The sequence below is a fragment of the Amycolatopsis sp. NPDC034160 genome (genome assembly GCF_055575355.1).
On record NZ_JBVISU010000009.1, the window covers coordinates 15,528 to 31,230 of the forward strand.

Annotated in this window: 14 protein-coding genes; 10 read left to right on the forward strand and 4 right to left on the reverse strand. The window is 69.4% G+C overall.

Annotated elements, in window-relative coordinates; all coding sequences use genetic code 11:
- Nucleotides 1-164: 164 nt before the first annotated feature.
- Nucleotides 165-1,844 carry a dihydroxy-acid dehydratase gene (ilvD, locus tag ACZ54P_RS19400; RefSeq protein ID WP_465462930.1) on the reverse strand — a complete coding sequence of 560 codons (1,680 nt, stop codon included), beginning with the start codon at nucleotides 1,842-1,844 and terminating at the stop codon, nucleotides 165-167.
- Nucleotides 1,845-1,907: 63 nt separating this feature from the next.
- The gene (locus ACZ54P_RS19405; RefSeq protein ID WP_465462931.1) at nucleotides 1,908-3,188 is read right to left on the reverse strand and encodes a hemolysin family protein; all 1,281 of its coding nucleotides are present in this window, start codon (nucleotides 3,186-3,188) and stop codon (nucleotides 1,908-1,910) included.
- Nucleotides 3,189-3,316: 128 nt separating this feature from the next.
- Between ACZ54P_RS19405 and ACZ54P_RS19410 the strand changes: the two genes are divergently transcribed.
- The 9 genes from ACZ54P_RS19410 to ACZ54P_RS19450 all read left to right on the forward strand — a co-directional run bounded on the left by ACZ54P_RS19410 (nucleotide 3,317) and on the right by ACZ54P_RS19450 (nucleotide 12,095).
- Nucleotides 3,317-4,651, forward strand: coding sequence for a cytochrome P450 (locus ACZ54P_RS19410; RefSeq protein WP_465462932.1), 1,335 nt, complete (start codon nucleotides 3,317-3,319; stop codon nucleotides 4,649-4,651).
- A 116-nt stretch (nucleotides 4,652-4,767) separates the two neighbouring features.
- Nucleotides 4,768-5,256 (forward strand): hypothetical protein, encoded by a 489-nt coding sequence (locus tag ACZ54P_RS19415; RefSeq protein WP_465462933.1) that lies wholly within the window; start codon nucleotides 4,768-4,770, stop codon nucleotides 5,254-5,256.
- A 62-nt stretch (nucleotides 5,257-5,318) separates the two neighbouring features.
- A complete protein-coding gene (locus tag ACZ54P_RS19420; RefSeq protein WP_465462934.1) occupies nucleotides 5,319-6,317 on the forward strand; it encodes an AraC-like ligand-binding domain-containing protein in 999 nt (332 codons plus the stop codon).
- A 40-nt stretch (nucleotides 6,318-6,357) separates the two neighbouring features.
- Nucleotides 6,358-7,125, forward strand: coding sequence for a MoaF C-terminal domain-containing protein (locus ACZ54P_RS19425; protein WP_465462935.1), 768 nt, complete (start codon nucleotides 6,358-6,360; stop codon nucleotides 7,123-7,125).
- A gap of 11 nt (nucleotides 7,126-7,136) precedes the next feature.
- Nucleotides 7,137-7,529 (forward strand): nuclear transport factor 2 family protein, encoded by a 393-nt coding sequence (locus ACZ54P_RS19430; RefSeq protein ID WP_465462936.1) that lies wholly within the window; start codon nucleotides 7,137-7,139, stop codon nucleotides 7,527-7,529.
- On the forward strand, nucleotides 7,526-8,761 hold the full coding sequence (locus tag ACZ54P_RS19435; protein WP_465462937.1) for an ABC transporter substrate-binding protein: 1,236 nt from the start codon (nucleotides 7,526-7,528) through the stop codon (nucleotides 8,759-8,761). Before ACZ54P_RS19430 ends, ACZ54P_RS19435 begins: the two co-directional genes overlap by 4 nt.
- A gap of 91 nt (nucleotides 8,762-8,852) precedes the next feature.
- Nucleotides 8,853-9,713, forward strand: coding sequence for an ABC transporter permease subunit (locus tag ACZ54P_RS19440; RefSeq protein WP_465462938.1), 861 nt, complete (start codon nucleotides 8,853-8,855; stop codon nucleotides 9,711-9,713).
- Complete coding sequence (locus ACZ54P_RS19445) at nucleotides 9,700-11,403, forward strand: branched-chain amino acid ABC transporter ATP-binding protein/permease (RefSeq protein WP_465462939.1); 1,704 nt, start codon at nucleotides 9,700-9,702, stop codon at nucleotides 11,401-11,403. Before ACZ54P_RS19440 ends, ACZ54P_RS19445 begins: the two co-directional genes overlap by 14 nt.
- The gene (locus ACZ54P_RS19450; RefSeq protein ID WP_465462940.1) at nucleotides 11,400-12,095 is read left to right on the forward strand and encodes an ABC transporter ATP-binding protein; all 696 of its coding nucleotides are present in this window, start codon (nucleotides 11,400-11,402) and stop codon (nucleotides 12,093-12,095) included. The genes ACZ54P_RS19445 and ACZ54P_RS19450 overlap by 4 nt, the downstream gene beginning before the upstream one ends.
- A gap of 83 nt (nucleotides 12,096-12,178) precedes the next feature.
- Here ACZ54P_RS19450 and ACZ54P_RS19455 read toward each other — a convergent pair whose 3' ends face one another.
- Together ACZ54P_RS19455 and ACZ54P_RS19460 are read right to left on the reverse strand one after the other, a co-directional pair.
- A complete protein-coding gene (locus ACZ54P_RS19455) occupies nucleotides 12,179-12,976 on the reverse strand; it encodes an SDR family NAD(P)-dependent oxidoreductase (RefSeq protein WP_465462941.1) in 798 nt (265 codons plus the stop codon).
- 14 nt (nucleotides 12,977-12,990) lie between these two features.
- Nucleotides 12,991-13,710: an SDR family NAD(P)-dependent oxidoreductase gene (locus tag ACZ54P_RS19460; protein ID WP_465462942.1), complete on the reverse strand. Its 720-nt coding sequence runs from the start codon at nucleotides 13,708-13,710 to the stop codon at nucleotides 12,991-12,993.
- 122 nt (nucleotides 13,711-13,832) lie between these two features.
- On the opposite strand from ACZ54P_RS19460, the gene ACZ54P_RS19465 reads away from it, so the two are divergent.
- Nucleotides 13,833-15,698, forward strand: coding sequence for a primary-amine oxidase (locus ACZ54P_RS19465; protein WP_465462943.1), 1,866 nt, complete (start codon nucleotides 13,833-13,835; stop codon nucleotides 15,696-15,698).
- The last annotated feature ends 5 nt before the right edge of the window (nucleotides 15,699-15,703 follow it).

Sequence of the window (15,703 nt, forward strand, 5' to 3'; positions counted from 1 at the left end):
CACCGTGGATTGGACGAGAGGCCGTCGTCGTGGGCCCGTCGGTCCAGGTGGTCGTGAGTGGCGGTTCGGGTCAGAACCCGAATCGCCACTCACGACCGACCCGACCCACGCCTCACCCGTCATTACCACTCACGAGCCAGGAGGCACTCGCGGCGGGTGGCGGCCTACTCGCACACGGCTCCGTGCGCGGCGCTCCGGACGACTTTCGCGTACTTGCCGAGCACTCCGCGCGTGTACGTCGGTGCCTTGGGGGTCCAGCCCTCCCGGCGCGCCTCGATGTCGTCGATCTCGACTTCGAGCGTCCGGTTCGCGACGTCCAGCGTGATCGGGTCCCCGTCTCGCACGAACGCGATCGGCCCGGCGTCGACCGCTTCCGGCGCGATGTGCCCGACGCAGAGGCCGGTCGTGCCGCCGCTGAACCGGCCGTCGGTGATGAGCAGGACGTCCTTCCCGAGTCCGGCGCCCTTGATCGCGCCGGTGATGGCGAGCATCTCCCGCATCCCCGGCCCGCCCTTGGGCCCTTCGTAGCGGATGACGACGACGTCCCCGGCGACGATCCGGCCCTCGGCGAGCGCGTCGAGCGCGGCCCGTTCGCCGTCGAAGACCCGCGCGGTCCCGGTGAACGTCGATTCGTCGAAGCCCGCCGACTTCACGACCGCGCCTTCCGGCGCGAGCGATCCCTTGAGGATGGTCAGCCCGCCGGTCTTGTGGATCGGCCGGTCGAGCGGGCGGATGATCTCCCCGTCGAGACCGGCGGGCGCGATGCCTTCGAGATTCTCGGCCATCGTCTTGCCGGTCACGGTCAGTACGTCGCCGTGCATGAGCCCGGCGTCGAGCAGCGCCTTCATCACCACGGGGATGCCGCCGACCTTGTCGACGTCGTTCATCACGTACTTGCCGAACGGCTTCAGATCGCCCAGGTGCGGGACCTTGTCGCCGATGCGGTTGAAATCCTCGATGCGCAGGTCGACCTCGGCCTCACGCGCGATCGCGAGCAGGTGGAGGACGGCGTTGGTCGAGCCGCCCAGCGCCATCACGACGGCGATGGCGTTCTCGAACGCCTCCATGGTCATGATCTGCCGCGCGGTGATGCCCTGGCGGAGCATGCCGACGACGGCCTCCCCCGACCGGTGGGCGAACCCGTCACGGCGCCGGTCGACGGCGGGCGGGGCGGCCGAACCGGGCAGCGACATGCCGAGTGCCTCGGCCACCGACGCCATCGTGTTGGCGGTGTACATCCCGCCGCAGGCGCCCTCGCCGGGGCAGATCGCGCGCTCGATCCTGTCCACTTCGGCACGGGTGATCTTGCCTGCCAGACAGGCGCCGACGGCCTCGAAGGCGTCGATGATCGTGACGTCCTTGCCGTCGACCTGACCGGGCATGATCGAACCGGCGTACAGGAAGACGGAGGCGAGGTCGAGCCGGGCCGCGGCCATCAGCATGCCCGGCAGCGATTTGTCACAGCCCGCGAGGAGCACGGAGCCGTCCAGCCGCTCGGCCATCATCACCGTCTCGACCGAGTCCGCGATGACCTCCCGCGACACCAGCGAGAAGTGCATGCCTTCGTGCCCCATGGAAATTCCGTCGGACACCGAGATCGTGCCGAACTCGAGCGGGTAACCGCCGCCCGCGTGCACGCCGTTCTTGACCGCCTTGGCCAGCCTGTCCAGCGACAGGTTGCACGGGGTGATCTCGTTCCACGACGACGCCACGCCGATCTGCGGTTTGGCGAAGTCGTCGTCGCCCATGCCGACCGCGCGAAGCATGCCGCGGGCGGCGGCACGCTCCAGGCCGTCGGTCACGTCGCGGGAACGAGGCTTCAGATCCGGCTGGTCCTGCGGCATCGGGATACCTTTCCTTCGTGGTGGACACCGGGCACGCTGCCAACGGAGGCCGCCCGGCGCAACTCACCGCTCCGCGTTCGGTCCACGGCGCAGCGCGACCCGCGTGATCGCGTGGTGGTCGACGCCGAGCACTTCGACCGTCCAGCCGGAGACCACCACCCGGTCACCCGGTTTCTCGGGGATCCGGCCGAGGAGCACGAGGATCAGTCCCGCGATCGTCGCGTACTCCCCCGGCGGCGCGTCCGGCAGTTCGACACCGATGTCGACGAGGTCGTGCACCGGGAAGGTACCCGGCAGCACCAGGGAACCGTCCTGGCCGTCCCGGACGGCCAGGACGTCCCGGTCGGTCTCGTCGTAGATCTCCCCGACGATCTCCTCCAGCAGGTCCTCCAGCGTGACCATTCCCGCGACCGCGCCGTGTTCGTCGACGACCAGCGCCATCTGCTCCCGCTCGGCCTTGAAACCACGCAGCGCGTCGGAGACCCGCAGCGAATCGGGGAACACCACCGCCGGCCTGACCACGTCGGCGAGTTCTTCGCGGTCGTCGAGCAGATCGCGCAGGTGCACCACGCCGACGACGTCGTCCAGATGCCCGCCGCGGGCCACCGGCGCCCGGGAATGGCCGGAATCGGCCAACTGCCTTCGCGCCGACTCGAGGTCCTGCTCCACCGCGAGCGTCAGGACCGCCCGCCGAGGGACGAGCACTTCCCGAAGCCGTCGCTCGTGGATCTCCAAGGCGCCGTTCATGATCATGCGCTGCTCGGCGTTCAGCCCGCGTTGCGCCGACACCAGTTCCCGGAGCTCCTCGGGCGACATCTGATCCGGATCGGCTTCCGCCCGTCCGCCCAGCATCCGCACGACGAAGTTCGTCGACACGCTCAGCGCCCACACCGCGGGCCGGGAGATCGCCGACAACAAGGTCAGCGGACGCGCCACCAGCAACGCCCATCGCAGCGCGTTCTGCATGGCCAGCCGCTTGGGCGCCAGCTCGCCGAGCACCAGGGTCAGGAAGGTGAGCACCATCGTCACCAGCGCGATGGCCACAGCCGGCGCGGCGTTGCCGAGGAAACCCAAGAGTGGCACCACGGGCTCGGCGAGGGACACCGCCGCCGTCGCCGAGGCGAGGAACCCGGCGAGCGTGATCCCGATCTGGATCGTCGCGAGAAAGCGGTTCGGGTCGCGCGCCAGCCGCACCAGCGTCCGGGCGGCGGCGCGGCCGTCCCGTTCCAAGGCCCGCAACTGCCCCTCGCGCAACGAGATCAGCGCCATCTCGCTGCCCGCGAACACCGCGTTGAGCACCACCAGCACCGCGACCAGCGCGATGTCGAACCCGTAGCCGCCCACAAGCACTCCCCGGCCCGCCGGAAGTGCAGAACATTACCGAGGGGCGAGCCCGTCCGCAGATATCCGGACGGGTCGATACTGACACGTCGTTCCGCTACCGTCGAAGGACCTGCACGGACGGAGTCCTGATGTTCGCACTCAAGACCGCTCCCGCCCGGACCTTCCTGCGCCGGGCGGAGGAGATCGCCAAACCGGTCACCCGCTGGAGCCTCGGCCACGCGATCCCCCGGGTGGCCCTGCGGGCCGCGGCTCGCCGGGGTGATCTCCAGGGCAGATTGTCCGTCGAAGCGAGCGGCGGGGCCGATCTGACCGGGCTGTTCGACGAGATCCGCTCGCACGGTGCCATCGCCACCACCCGGGTCGGGCATGTGACCACCCGGCACGCGGCGTGCAAGGAGATCCTGACCAGCGACGCGTTCAAGACGGTGCGTTTCGTTCCGGACAACCCGCTGCTCAACCGGCTCGTTACCTGGTCGGCGTCCGGGCTGATCCATCCGATCGAACCGCCGTCGCTGCTCGCCAGCGAACCGCCGGACCACACGCGTTACCGGAAACTGGTCACGCGCGTCTTCACCGCTCGCGCGGTCGAGCAACTGCGGGAGCGCACGCAGGCGATCACCGACGAACTGCTCGACGGCCTCGACCCGAAGGACCCCGCCGACCTCGTCGAGTCCTATTGCGGGCTCCTGCCGGTCACCGTCATCAGCCAGATCCTCGGTGTTCCGCTGGAAGAACGGGACAAGGTCCTCGCGCTGGGCGGGGCCGCGGCCCCCAGCCTCGATCTCGGACTGCCGTGGCGGACCTTCCGGACCGTGGAGTCGACACTGGCCGAGTTCGACTCCTGGCTCACGGAACATCTGGAGAAACTGCGGGCGAATCCCGGGGACAACCTGCTCAGCAAACTGATCGCCGCCCGCGAGGACGGCGTCGGCCTGACCGAGCGGGAACTCAAGGCCACCGCGGGACTGGTGCTGGCGGCCGGTTTCGAAACGACCGTCAACCTCCTCGGCAACGGCATCGCCTTGCTCACCCGGCATCCGGACCAGCTCCGGAAACTGCGGGAGGACCCGGGATTGTGGAGCAACGCCGTCGACGAGGTCCTCCGCTACGACCCGCCCGTCCTGCTCACCGGACGGTTGTGCGCGCGCGACACCGAGATCGGCGGAGCGCCCGTCGAGCGAGGGGCGATCGTCAGCACGGTCCTCGCGGGCGCGAATCGGGACCCGGAGATCTTCGACGACCCGTCCGCTTTCGACGTCACCCGGGCGAACGCGCGGGACCACGTGTCCTTCGGCGCCGGGCGGCACTACTGCCTCGGCGCGTCGCTGGCGAGGATGGAAGGGGAGATCGGTTTGCGGTCGATCTTCGAGCGGTTCCCGGATTTGCGGCTGCTGGACGGCGCGCGGCGGCGGCAGACCCGGATCTTGCGCGGTTTCGAAACACTGCCCGCCGCGCTCTCGTGAGTGGTAACGACGGTTAGAACCGTCATTACCACTCACGAGACCGACGCCTCCCCGCTCGACCCGAACCGGCATTTTTACCGCACCGGTCACGAGGACCGGTCACTACTGTCGCGCCGGTGACGACGACTCCGGCCCGCCAAGGGGTGGAAGCCCCGGAGTTGCCCGCCCTCACCGGCTTCGGGTGCCTGATGGGCTTCTTCATGACCGTGATGGCTCTCATCGGGCCCGCTTTGCTCTGGCTCAGCACCCGGTTCGATCCTGCCGACGACGACCGGCTGGTCGTCGTCGCCATGGGCGCCGTGTTCACGATCGGCGGGCTGGCCACGGTAGCCGCGCACCTGCGGCAGAACGCCAGGGCCCGCGAAGTCCACCGCGCGCTCGACCGGGCCGGGGTCCGCGCGACCGCCGAAGTCGTTTCCAGGAAACGGATCTGGGTCGGTGAAGTGAGCACTCCCGCCGACGACGTCGACTTCGTCGTCACCGGCCCCGGCGTGACGCCGTTCAGTGCCCGGCTGCTGACCGAGGACGTCGGCCGCTACGAAACGGGCACGGTGGTAGCCGTCGACGTGGACCCGAGGACCCTCCTGTTCCGCCTCGCCGACTGACCTTCTCGCGGTCATTGCCCGGCAGCATCGTATCGCTTATCGTATATGAAATTCACCCCCCGATGCTGCGAGGTGACGTCTTGACCACCGCCACCGCCGACCCGACCACCACCACGGTCGCGCGAGATTTCACCGATTTCCGCACGGTGGTGTCGCAATCCTTCGTGCCGTTGCACGTGACGAGCGAGCACCGCGACCACTTCCGCGGCCGCATCCGCTCGTGTGGTGCCGACGAGGTACAGCTGACCGAGGTGACCGCCTCGGCACACGTGGTCGAGCGCACGCCCGAGCTCATCGCCAGGGCGGACAGGCACTACTACAAGCTCAGCCTGATCCTGTCCGGGACCGGGCTGCTGGTGCAGGACAACCGCGAGGCGATGCTGCGCCCCGGTGACGTGGCGTTGTACGACACGAACCGGCCGTACACGCTGGCGTTCGAGGAGGACTTCCGCACGCTCGTGGTGATGTTCCCGCAGCGGCTCATCGATCTCCCCCGTGACCTGGTCGGTCAGCTGACCGCGGTCCCGATGTCGGGCAAACGCGGGATGGGCAACGTGGTGGTGCCGTTCCTCGCGCAGCTCGGCAGCAACCTCGACCAGCTCGGCGGGCCGGCGGGTGTCCGGCTCGCGCACACCGCGGTCGACCTGCTCGCCACCCTGTTCGCCAGCGAACTCGACCTCGCCCGCGCCACCGCCGGACCGCATCACGAACTGATGCGCCGCGTCCTCGCCTACATCGACGCGAACCTGTCCTCCACCGACCTCGGCCCGGCGCAGATCGCGGCGGAGCACTACATCTCCACCCGGCATCTGCACGGTCTCTTCCACGAACAGGGCACGACCGTCTCGAGCTGGATCCGCACCCGGCGCCTCGAACACTGCCGTCGCGAACTGCTCGACCCGGTGCACGCTTCACGGCCCGTCGCCGCCATCGCGGCGAAGTGGGGTTTCGTCGACGCGCCGCACTTCAGCCGGGTCTTCAAGACGGAATTCGGCCGCTCGCCGAGCGAACTGCGCCGTGGCTTGACCGTGAGCGATCGGTTGTTGCCGCCCAGCGCGTGAGCGCTGGCCCTCCCCCGGCGGTCGCCCCGACGATGACCGCATGTCCGAAGCACCCGAGGAACAGTGGCGCACCTATGACGAGTTCGCCGCCGGAATAGCCACCTACCGCCTGCCGAACGCGGACCTGTCGGGTCGCGAGCTCACCGTCACCCTCGACGACGGGACGACGCTCGCGTTGCGGTTCGAGGACGCGGAAACCGTCACCTGCAACGGTATCGAGGACCCGTACGACGCGGTCGCCGTCCGGGAAGACGTCTTCTTCGTCAATCTCCCACACACCAGCGTGGAAGGTGAAGCGCTCACCGTCGTGTTCTCCACGACGACACATCGTGCGCTGGCCGTGCGCTCGGTGATCGGCGCCGAGGACGTCGAAGGCGTTCCCTGTGTCTCGCAGACGTTCTGGTCCGGCACCACCGGCGCGGGCACGCCGACCGGCGAGGTGCCGGGGCCGTCGCGCGACCTGATCGGCAAGCGCAACGTCTACCGCTACAGCCCGGAACACCTCTACGAGCACGTGTACGTGTCCTCCCAGCGCTATGCCTGGCAGTGCCTCGAAGGCGTGCAGCGCGGCCACGGGGACATGGACCTGTCGACGGTGTGGAAGTTCCAGGACGGTCTCTACCTGTTCTGCTTCCGTGAATTCCGCATCGCCGTGGCCAGTGTGTGGCTGCACGACCTCGGTTACGCGTTGAAGACCACCGGCGTCTTCCTCGGCCTGACCGGGGACGGCCGGTCGGAGCACTCCCGCGCGGGCGGGCACATCTACCCACTCGGCGCCGTCGCCTACCCCGACGCGCAACCAGTCTGAAGGAGCTTCAAGTGTCCAATCTAGACACCATCGCCGCGCACTACGCCGCGAGCGACCGGGGCGACCTGGCGGGCATGCTGGCCCCGCTCGGTCCCGGCACCACCTGGACGGAGGCGGCCGGTTTCCCTTACGCCGGAACCTACACCGGCCCGGAGGAGGTCCGGGACAACGTTTTCGGCGCCATCGCGAAGGACTGGGAGGGCTACACCTTCACCCTCGGCGACCTGCTCGACGCCGGTGACACGGTGATCGGCATCGGCACCTACCAGGGCGAACACCGCCAGACCGGCCGCTCGTTCACCGCGCGCGTCGCACACGTGTGGAAGTTCGACGGCGGCAAGGTCACTTCGTTCGAGCAGATCGTCGACTCCGTGCCCGTGGTGAACGCCATGGAGAACCGGTGAAACCCGCGCGGGGTCTGGTGGCCCTCGCCGCCGCCGTCCTGCTCGGCACGGCGGGCTGCGCCGGAGCCGAAAGCGGTTCGACCAGCCCGATCGTGGTCGGCTCGGTCAACGCGCTCAGCGGCGCGGCCACCTTCCCCGAGGCCTCCCAGGCGGCCAAGGCGGTCTTCGACGCGGCCAACGCGAGCGGCGGTGTCAACGGCAGACAGATCCAGTACAAGGCCCTCGACGACAAGGGCGATCCGGCAGCCGCGGCGGCCGCGGCCCGCGAGGTCGTCGGCCGCGACGAGGCCGTGGCGCTGGTCGGCTCGTCCAGCCTCATCGAGTGCGAGATCAACAACAAGTACTACGAGCAGCAGAAGATCCTGTCCATGCAGGGCATCGGGGTGGACCCGGCGTGCTTCACCAGTCCCAATATCGCCCCGGTCAACGTCGGGCCGTACCACGACATGACGCTGACGCTGCTCTACGGCTCGGAAACGCTGAAGCTGAACGACATCTGCGCGTTGCTGGAGATCGCGGGCAACACGCTGCCGTCGTATCAGGCGGCCATCGACGAGTGGTCGGCCATCACCGGCAAGAAGCTCAAGTACCTCGACGCGACCGTGCCCTACGGCGGTTCCGACTACACCTCCTACATCGTCAAGGCCCGCAACGCCGGCTGCAAGGCGATCACGGTGAACCCGGTGGAGCCGGATTCGATCGGGCAGCTCAAGGCCGCCGCCGCGCAGGGGTGGAACGACGTCACGTGGTTGCTGCTGACCAGCGTCTACAGCGAGAACTACGCCAAGGCCATCACCAACGCCGGTGCCGGGGTGTACGTGCCCGCCGAGTTCTACCCGTTCACCGACGCGACCAGCTCACAGAACAAGGACTGGCGTGAGCTAATGACGAAGAACGGCATCCCGCTGACGTCGTTCAGCCAGGGCGGCTACCTGGCGGCGAAGTACTTCCTCGACGTGATCCGCGGGATCACCGGTGACATCACCCGCGAGTCGGTGACCAAGGCACTGCGCGAAATGAAGCCGATCAGCGATCCCATGGTCGGCACGCCGTACGTCTTCGGGCCCGGCAAAGCCCACCACGACAACACCTCGGGCTGGCCGATCAAGCTCGCCTCGGGCACCAACAAATGGGAGCTCGTGGCGAACGACTGGCTGGGGGTTCCCAGAAATCAATGGGATGCGGGTGAACTGGCGGTTCGTGTGGGTCGGGGGTGGCGATTCGGGTTCTAACCCGAATCGCCACTCACGACCACCCGGACCGGACGGCCACTTGCCCTATCCCCCTTTCCCTTTCTCCCCTCCCCCCACACTGGAGGATTCGATGCTGCAGGGAGCGCTGGCAGGCCTCGCCGCCGGCGGACTGTACGCGGTACTGGCGGTGTGCCTGACACTCATGTCGCGTTTGGTGCGGGTGGTCAACTTCGCCCAGTCGGCCACCGGGATGTTCGGTTGTTACGTGGCGGTGTTCCTGTCCGTCGACTGGGGAGTGCCGACCTGGCTCGCCACGGTGGCGGGGATCCTGCTCGGCGGGCTGCTCAGCGCGCTGCTCGGCTGGATCGTGTCCACCTGGCTCGCCGAGGCCGACACCGGCACCCGCTCGGCGGTCACCGTGGCGGTACTGCTCTTGCTGATCTCGGCGTCGTTCATCCTGTTCGGCAACAAACCACAGCCGTTCCACCCGATCCTCGACGGTCCGGCGGTCACCGTCGGCGGGGTGGTGATCAGTCAGGTCACCGTGGTCACGGTCGCGCTGGCGGTGCTGGTGGCGGTGGCCAGCCGGATCGTGCTGGGCCGGACATCGGCGGGAGTCCAGCTCCGGGCCCTTTCGGAACGGCCGACGACGGCCGAACTGCTGGGCATCCCGGCGAAACGGCTCAGCATCGCGGTCTGGGCCGTCACCGGCGTGGTCAGCACGCTGGTCATCTCGATCGTCGCGCCGTCGCAGTCGAACGACGCGACGTCGCTGGCGATGCTGGTGGTCCCGGCCGCCGCCGCGGCCCTGCTCGGCGGGTTTCGCCGTCTCGACCTCGCGGTCGCCGGCGGACTGGGCCTCGGCCTGATCCAGGGCGCGGCCGCACAGGTCGACGGCCTTTCGGTGGTGCGGTATTTCCTGCCGTTCGCGGTGATCGTCGCGCTGCTGCTGTGGTCGCAGCGCAAGGAGGTGTGGGATGCGGCTCGCTGAACGAGGGCTTCCGTTCGTCATCGCGCTGGCGGCGATCGCGGCCGGATACGGCCTGAGCGCCGGGCTCGACGGGTACTTCGTCTACCTGGGCATGAGTGCCGTGGTCGCCGGGATCTCGTTGCTCGGGCTGGGTGTGGTCACCGGCAGCGCGGGCATGATCTCCCTGTGCCAGCTGACCTTCGGCGCTGTCGGCGCTTGGACGGTGTCCGCGCTGAACGAGGCACAGGCACCCGGCGGGTTCCTCACCTGGCTGCTGCTCGGCGGTCTCGCCGCCGGAGTGGTGGGGGTGCTCGTCGGTCTCCCGGCGTTGCGGCTGCGCGGGATCAACCTCGCCGTCGTCACGCTGGGGCTCGCCGCCGCGGCCGACCTCGCGCTGGTGCAACTGCAGTTCCCCGGCGTCTCCGGCGGGATCTCGGTCGAGCGGCCGGACGCCTTCTCCGACGACCGGTCCTACTTCCTGCTCGCCGTGGTGGTGCTGGTGCTGTGCTGCCTGGCCGTGTACTTCCTGCGGCGCGGCCGCTGGGGCAGCGCCTGGCAGGCGGTGGCGTTCTCCGAACGCGGCACGGCGGCCGCCGGCACCAGCGTGCGGTCGTCGAAGCTGACCGCGTTCGCGGTGAGCGCCACCCTGGGCGGGATCAGCGGCGGCCTGCTCACCGGGCAGGTCGGGCTCGCCTTCCCGGCGAGTTTCACCGCGATCCAATCGCTGGCGCTGTACGTGCTGGCGATCATGTCCGGCGCGCATCTGATCGACATGGCCGTGTTCGGCGCGGTGTTGTGGGTCGGCGTGCCCGAGCTGCTGAAACGCTGGGGAATCCCGCAGGACTGGGGTTTCGTGGTTTTCGGGGTGCTCGGCGTCCAGGCACTGGCCAGCGGCGGGAACCTGGGCACGACGGTGCGGCAGGTCTGGTATCGGCGGTCCAAAAAGGAACCCGCGAAACTCGATCTCGCTTCCGGAACCGCGGACATCGAGTCCAAGGCGCCCGGGCCGCCGGTGCTCACCGTGCGCGGGCTGAGCGTGAACTTCGGACCCGTGGCCGCACTGTCCTCAGTGGACATCGTGGTGCCGGAACACGGCGTGCTGGGGGTGATCGGTCCCAACGGTGCGGGCAAGTCGACGCTGGTCGACGCGATCAGCGGATTCCTGCCGGACGCGGAGGGCGTGATCGAACTCGGCGGCAAGCCGTTGACCGGGTCACCGTCGAACCGGGCCCGCGCCGGGCTGCGCCGGACGTTCCAGCAGGACCGTGTCCCGCCGGGTCTGACGGTCGGCGCGTACCTGAAGTTCCTCGCCAGGCGTCGCCTCACCGCCGACGAGATCGAGGACGCCTTGGACTTCTTCGGCTGCCCCGCCGCCCGCACGCCGCTGTCGCAAGTGGACGTCGGCGCGCGGAGGCTGGTCGAGGTCGTCGGGCATCTGCTGGCGCGGCCGCGGGTTCTGCTGCTCGACGAGCCGGCCGCAGGGCTTCCGCACGAGGAGCACGTCGCGTTCGGGGAACGGCTGCGGCAGGTTCCCGCCCGCTTCGGGGTGTCCGTGCTGCTCATCGAGCACGACCTCGACCTGGTGCGGTCGGTCTGCGACACGATCACCGTCCTCGACTTCGGCCGTGTCCTGGCCTCCGGCCCGCAGGCCGAAGTGCTCGCCGATCCGGCCGTACTCAAGGCGTACATGGGTGAAACGGAGCTGCTGTGAACGCTTTGCGGATAGCGGGACTGACGGTCACCCGCGGGGCCGGGCCGGTGATCTCCGGTGTCGACCTGACCATGGAGCCGGGCCGGATCACCGCGCTCGTCGGACCCAACGGTGCTGGGAAGACCAGCCTGCTGGAGGCGGTCTCCGGCGTCGTCCCCGCCTCGGCCGGAACCGTCCACATCGGACCGGACGAGATCACGAAGCAGTCGCGCGTGGCCCGCGCGCGGCGCGGTCTGGCGCATATCGAGCAGGGTCGCGCGGTGTTCGGCGGACTGACCGTGCTGGAGAACCTGATGCTGACCGCCCGCACCCGCACGCGGGCCGACGAGCTGTTCGAGTTGTTCCCCGAACTGGAGAAACGCCGCGACTCACCGGCGGCGCTGCTCAGCGGCGGGGAACAGCAGATGGTGGTACTGGCCCGCGCGTTCGCCGCGCGGCCGTCGTTTCTGCTGATCGACGAGATGTCACTCGGGCTCGCGCCGGTGGTGTTCACCCGGCTGCTGCCGATGGTGACCCGGTTCGCCGAGGAAGGCGCGGCGATCCTGCTCGTCGAGCAGTTCACGCATCTGGCGCTCGGGGTGGCGAGCGACGCGCTGGTGGTGTCTTCGGGGCGCGTCACCTACGCGGGCTCGGCGCAAGGCCTGCTGGACTCCCCCAGCACCCTGCACTCCGCCTACCTCGGGGAATCCTGAAGTGCGTGAAGGCCCGTTCCCCGCGCCGTGAAGGCCTCCTTCCCTACTGTGAGGGTAGGGAAGGAGGCCTTCACGCCCTACGGCTAGGAACCCATGCCCGCCCGTTCGAAGGCCAGCGTCGGCAGATCGACGGCGTGCGCGCCGCCGTCGGCCACGATCACCGCGCCGGTGATGTACGACGACTCCGAAGACCCCAGGAACCGCACGATCGCCGCGATCTCCTCGGGCTCGGCGGGACGGCGCAACGGGACCTCGGCGGTGACCCGGCGGTAGCCCTCGTCGTGACCGCCGTCGAAGCCCGCCGCCTCGGCGAACTGGTCCATCTCACCGTCCGCCATCGGGGTGCGCACCCATCCCGGGCAGACGGCGTTCGCGCGGACGCCCTTCGGCCCGTAATCGCGGGCGATCGAGCGGGTCAGCCCGATCAGCGCGTGCTTGGCGACGGTGTAGCCGGCGACGTTCGGCCCCGCGAACAGTCCCGCCAGCGACGACACGATGACCACCTGACCACCGGTTTCGATCAGCAAAGGCAGCGTGGCCCGGCAGAAGACGAAGGCGCTGGACAGGTTCGAGCGCAGCGCGAGTTCCCATTCCTCGTCACCGGTGTCGACCACCGAAGACAGCCCGTGCCCGCCCGCGTTGGCCACCACGACGTCCAGCCTGCCGAACTTGCCGACGATCTCGGCTACGGCGCTCTCGGCGGCTTCGCGATCGCTGGCATCACAGGCGATGACGTGCGCGCCCGTCTCGGCGGCCACCTTCTCCAGCGGCTCGCGACGCCGTCCGAGCACCACCACCTGAGCGCCCTCGTCGGCGTACCGGCGGGCGACAGCCGCGCCGATGCCGGTGCCGCCCCCTGTGATCGCAATGACCTTCTTCACTTGCGGAGTCCTTTCTAAGCGGGAAAACCGGAGCGGGCCGAGACGCCGAAGTCGGCGAGTACGGCCTGGCCGTTGACCGTCCGCGAACGCGCGGACGCGAGATAGAGCACCTGGTCCGCGACGTCTTCAGGAGCCTGCACCGGAAACGCGGGGTCGTCGAGCGCCGCACCGAGGTCACCGCGCGCCATCGGGGTGTCGACCACCGACGGGCACACGCAGTTCACCCGGACACCGGGGAGGTCGACCGCGAGTGCCCTGGTCATCGTGACCACGGCGCCCTTCGACGCGCAGTAGGGCACCATGCCGGGCGCGCTGGTGAACGCCGAGTCGCTGGCCAGCAGGACGACCGCGCCGCGTGCCGCGGTGAGCCACGGCGCGGCGTGCTTGACCAGCAGGAACTGGCCGGTGACGTTGACCGCCATGAGCGCGGCGAAGTCGGCCGCCGAGGTTTCGGTGACCGGTGTCCCCACCGGGCCGGAGATCCCCGCGCAGCCGACGACGACGTCGAGCCCGCCGAACCGCTCGGCGACAGTGCCGACCGCGTCGGACACCGAACGCTCGTCGGTGACGTCAGCGTGGACCGCCAGCAGACCGTCGGCGAGGGTGGGCACGGGTGCCCGGTCCAGGGCGCCGACTCGCGCGCCTTCGGCCAGGAAAGCCTGGACGCAGGCAAGGCCGATGCCGGACGCCGCGCCGGTCACCAGCACGGCCTTGCCCGCGAGATCCAGTCGCATGGCGCCATCCTCCGGTCCGGCCCGTTCGCGGGGGTTGGCCGACAGTGCATCCTTCTTGTCCGCGGCCGCACGACGGTGTCGCGCCCTTTCCTCGCGCCGGTGGACCGGCAAGACTGCGAAGCATGACCAGGCCGCACCCTTTGGACCCGCTGACCGCCGACGAGCTCACCGCAGGCCGCGCGATCCTGGCCGACGAGGGCCTGCTCACCGAGACCACGCGGTTCCCGGCGGTACTGCCGGTGGAGCCGGACAAGGCCGACGCCGCCCCCGACCGCCGCGTCCAGTACACGCTGCTGGACACCGCGACCGGCCTGGCGCGCGACGTGGTCGTTTCGCTGGCGAAACGCGAAATCCTCCTGAACGAGGAGTGCGGCGACGGTCAGCCCGCGTATCTGTTCGAGGAGTACGACCTCGCCGCGTCGATCACCAAGGCGTCGCCCGGATGGCAGGCCGCGATGGAGCGTCGCGGCCTCGGCGACCGGATCGGCCACGCCTTCTGCGCGCCGCTGGCGCCGGGTTACTTCGGCAGGCCTGACGAGACCGGACGGGTCATCCGCTCGCTGACCTTCCTGCGCGACGACGAGTCCGACAGCCCGTGGGCGCATCCGGTCGAGGGCCTGATCGTGCACGTCGACCTGACCGGGCAGCGCGTCATCCGGGTGGAGGACGAGGGCGACGTGCCCGTCCCGCCGGAACACGGCCGCTACGACGACGTCCCGGCCCGCACCACGCTCAAGCCCATCGAGATCACCCAGCCCGAGGGCCCGAGCTTCACCGTCGACGGCAACGAGGTCACCTGGGAGGGCTGGCGGCTGCGTGTCGGTTTCAACGCCCGCGAAGGCCTCACACTGCACGAGATCTCGTTTCAGGAGCGCTCGGTGCTTTACCGGGCCTCGGTGCCGGAGATGGTCGTGCCCTACGGCGACATCGCGCCCGGCCGGTTCTGGATCAGCTATTTCGACGCGGGCGAGTACCTGCTCGGCAAGAACGGCAACGACCTCCGGCTGGGTTGCGACTGCCTCGGTGTCATCCACTACTTCCCCGCGTTCGTCGCCGACGACCACGGCCACCCGGTCGAGATCCCCCGCGCGATCTGTATGCACGAGGAGGACTACGGGATCCTCTGGAAGCACACCGATCTCGACGGCCGTGCCGAGGTCCGCCGCTCGCGGCGGCTGGTGATCTCGTCGATCTCCACCATCGGCAACTACGACTACGGCTTCTTCTGGTACCTCTACCTCGACGGTACCGTCGAACTGGAGGCGAAGGCCACCGGCATCGTGTTCGCCGGCGCCGCTCATTCCGGAACGAAACACCCGCACGCCAACGAGATCGCGCCCGGCCTGTTCGCGCCGGTGCACCAGCACCTGTTCTGCGCGCGGCTGGACGTGGCGATCGACGGCGAACGCAACTCGCTCGTCGAGATCGACGTCGAGGGCGTCCCGACGGGCGACCGGAACCCGTACGGGAACGCCTTCACCTGGAAGGAAACCCCGCTGCGGACCGAGCGGGAAGCGCAGCGGCACGCGGATCCGGCCAAGGCACGGGTGTGGGAGATCCGCAGCGCGGAGCGGACCAACCGGCTCGGCTCGCCGACGGCGTACCAACTGGTGCCCCGGCCGTCCGCGACCCTGATGGCACAACCGGAATCGAGTGTCCACAAGCGAGCGACGTTCGCCACCCGGCACCTGTGGGCCACGCCGTACCGCGCCGACGAACGCTTCCCCGCGGGCGACCGGCCGAACGCGCATCCCGGCGGGGCGGGGCTGCCCGCCTGGACCGCCGCCGACCGGAACCTCACCGACACCGACCTCGTGCTGTGGCACGTCTTCGGCCCCACGCACATCCCGCGTCCCGAGGACTGGCCGGTCATGCCGGTCGACTACTCGGGCTTCACTTTGCGTCCCTACGGCTTCCTGGACCGCAACCCGGCACTGGACCTGCCTTCCGGCGCCACCGATGAGCACTGTTCCGCCCACGAGCACTAGGACCA

What these genes read in the sequence shown, in the direction of transcription:
- ilvD (WP_465462930.1), bottom strand. Translation starts at nt 1,844, where the DNA reads ATGCCGCAGGACCAGCCGGATCTGAAGCCTCGTTCCCGCGACGTGACC.
- ACZ54P_RS19445 (WP_465462939.1), top strand. Translation starts at nt 9,700, where the DNA reads ATGCGGCTCGCTGAACGAGGGCTTCCGTTCGTCATCGCGCTGGCGGCG.
- ACZ54P_RS19420 (WP_465462934.1), top strand. Translation starts at nt 5,319, where the DNA reads ATGCTGCGAGGTGACGTCTTGACCACCGCCACCGCCGACCCGACCACC.
- ACZ54P_RS19410 (WP_465462932.1), top strand. Translation starts at nt 3,317, where the DNA reads ATGTTCGCACTCAAGACCGCTCCCGCCCGGACCTTCCTGCGCCGGGCG.
- ACZ54P_RS19465 (WP_465462943.1), top strand. Translation starts at nt 13,833, where the DNA reads ATGACCAGGCCGCACCCTTTGGACCCGCTGACCGCCGACGAGCTCACC.
- ACZ54P_RS19460 (WP_465462942.1), bottom strand. Translation starts at nt 13,710, where the DNA reads ATGCGACTGGATCTCGCGGGCAAGGCCGTGCTGGTGACCGGCGCGGCG.
- ACZ54P_RS19425 (WP_465462935.1), top strand. Translation starts at nt 6,358, where the DNA reads ATGTCCGAAGCACCCGAGGAACAGTGGCGCACCTATGACGAGTTCGCC.
- ACZ54P_RS19440 (WP_465462938.1), top strand. Translation starts at nt 8,853, where the DNA reads ATGCTGCAGGGAGCGCTGGCAGGCCTCGCCGCCGGCGGACTGTACGCG.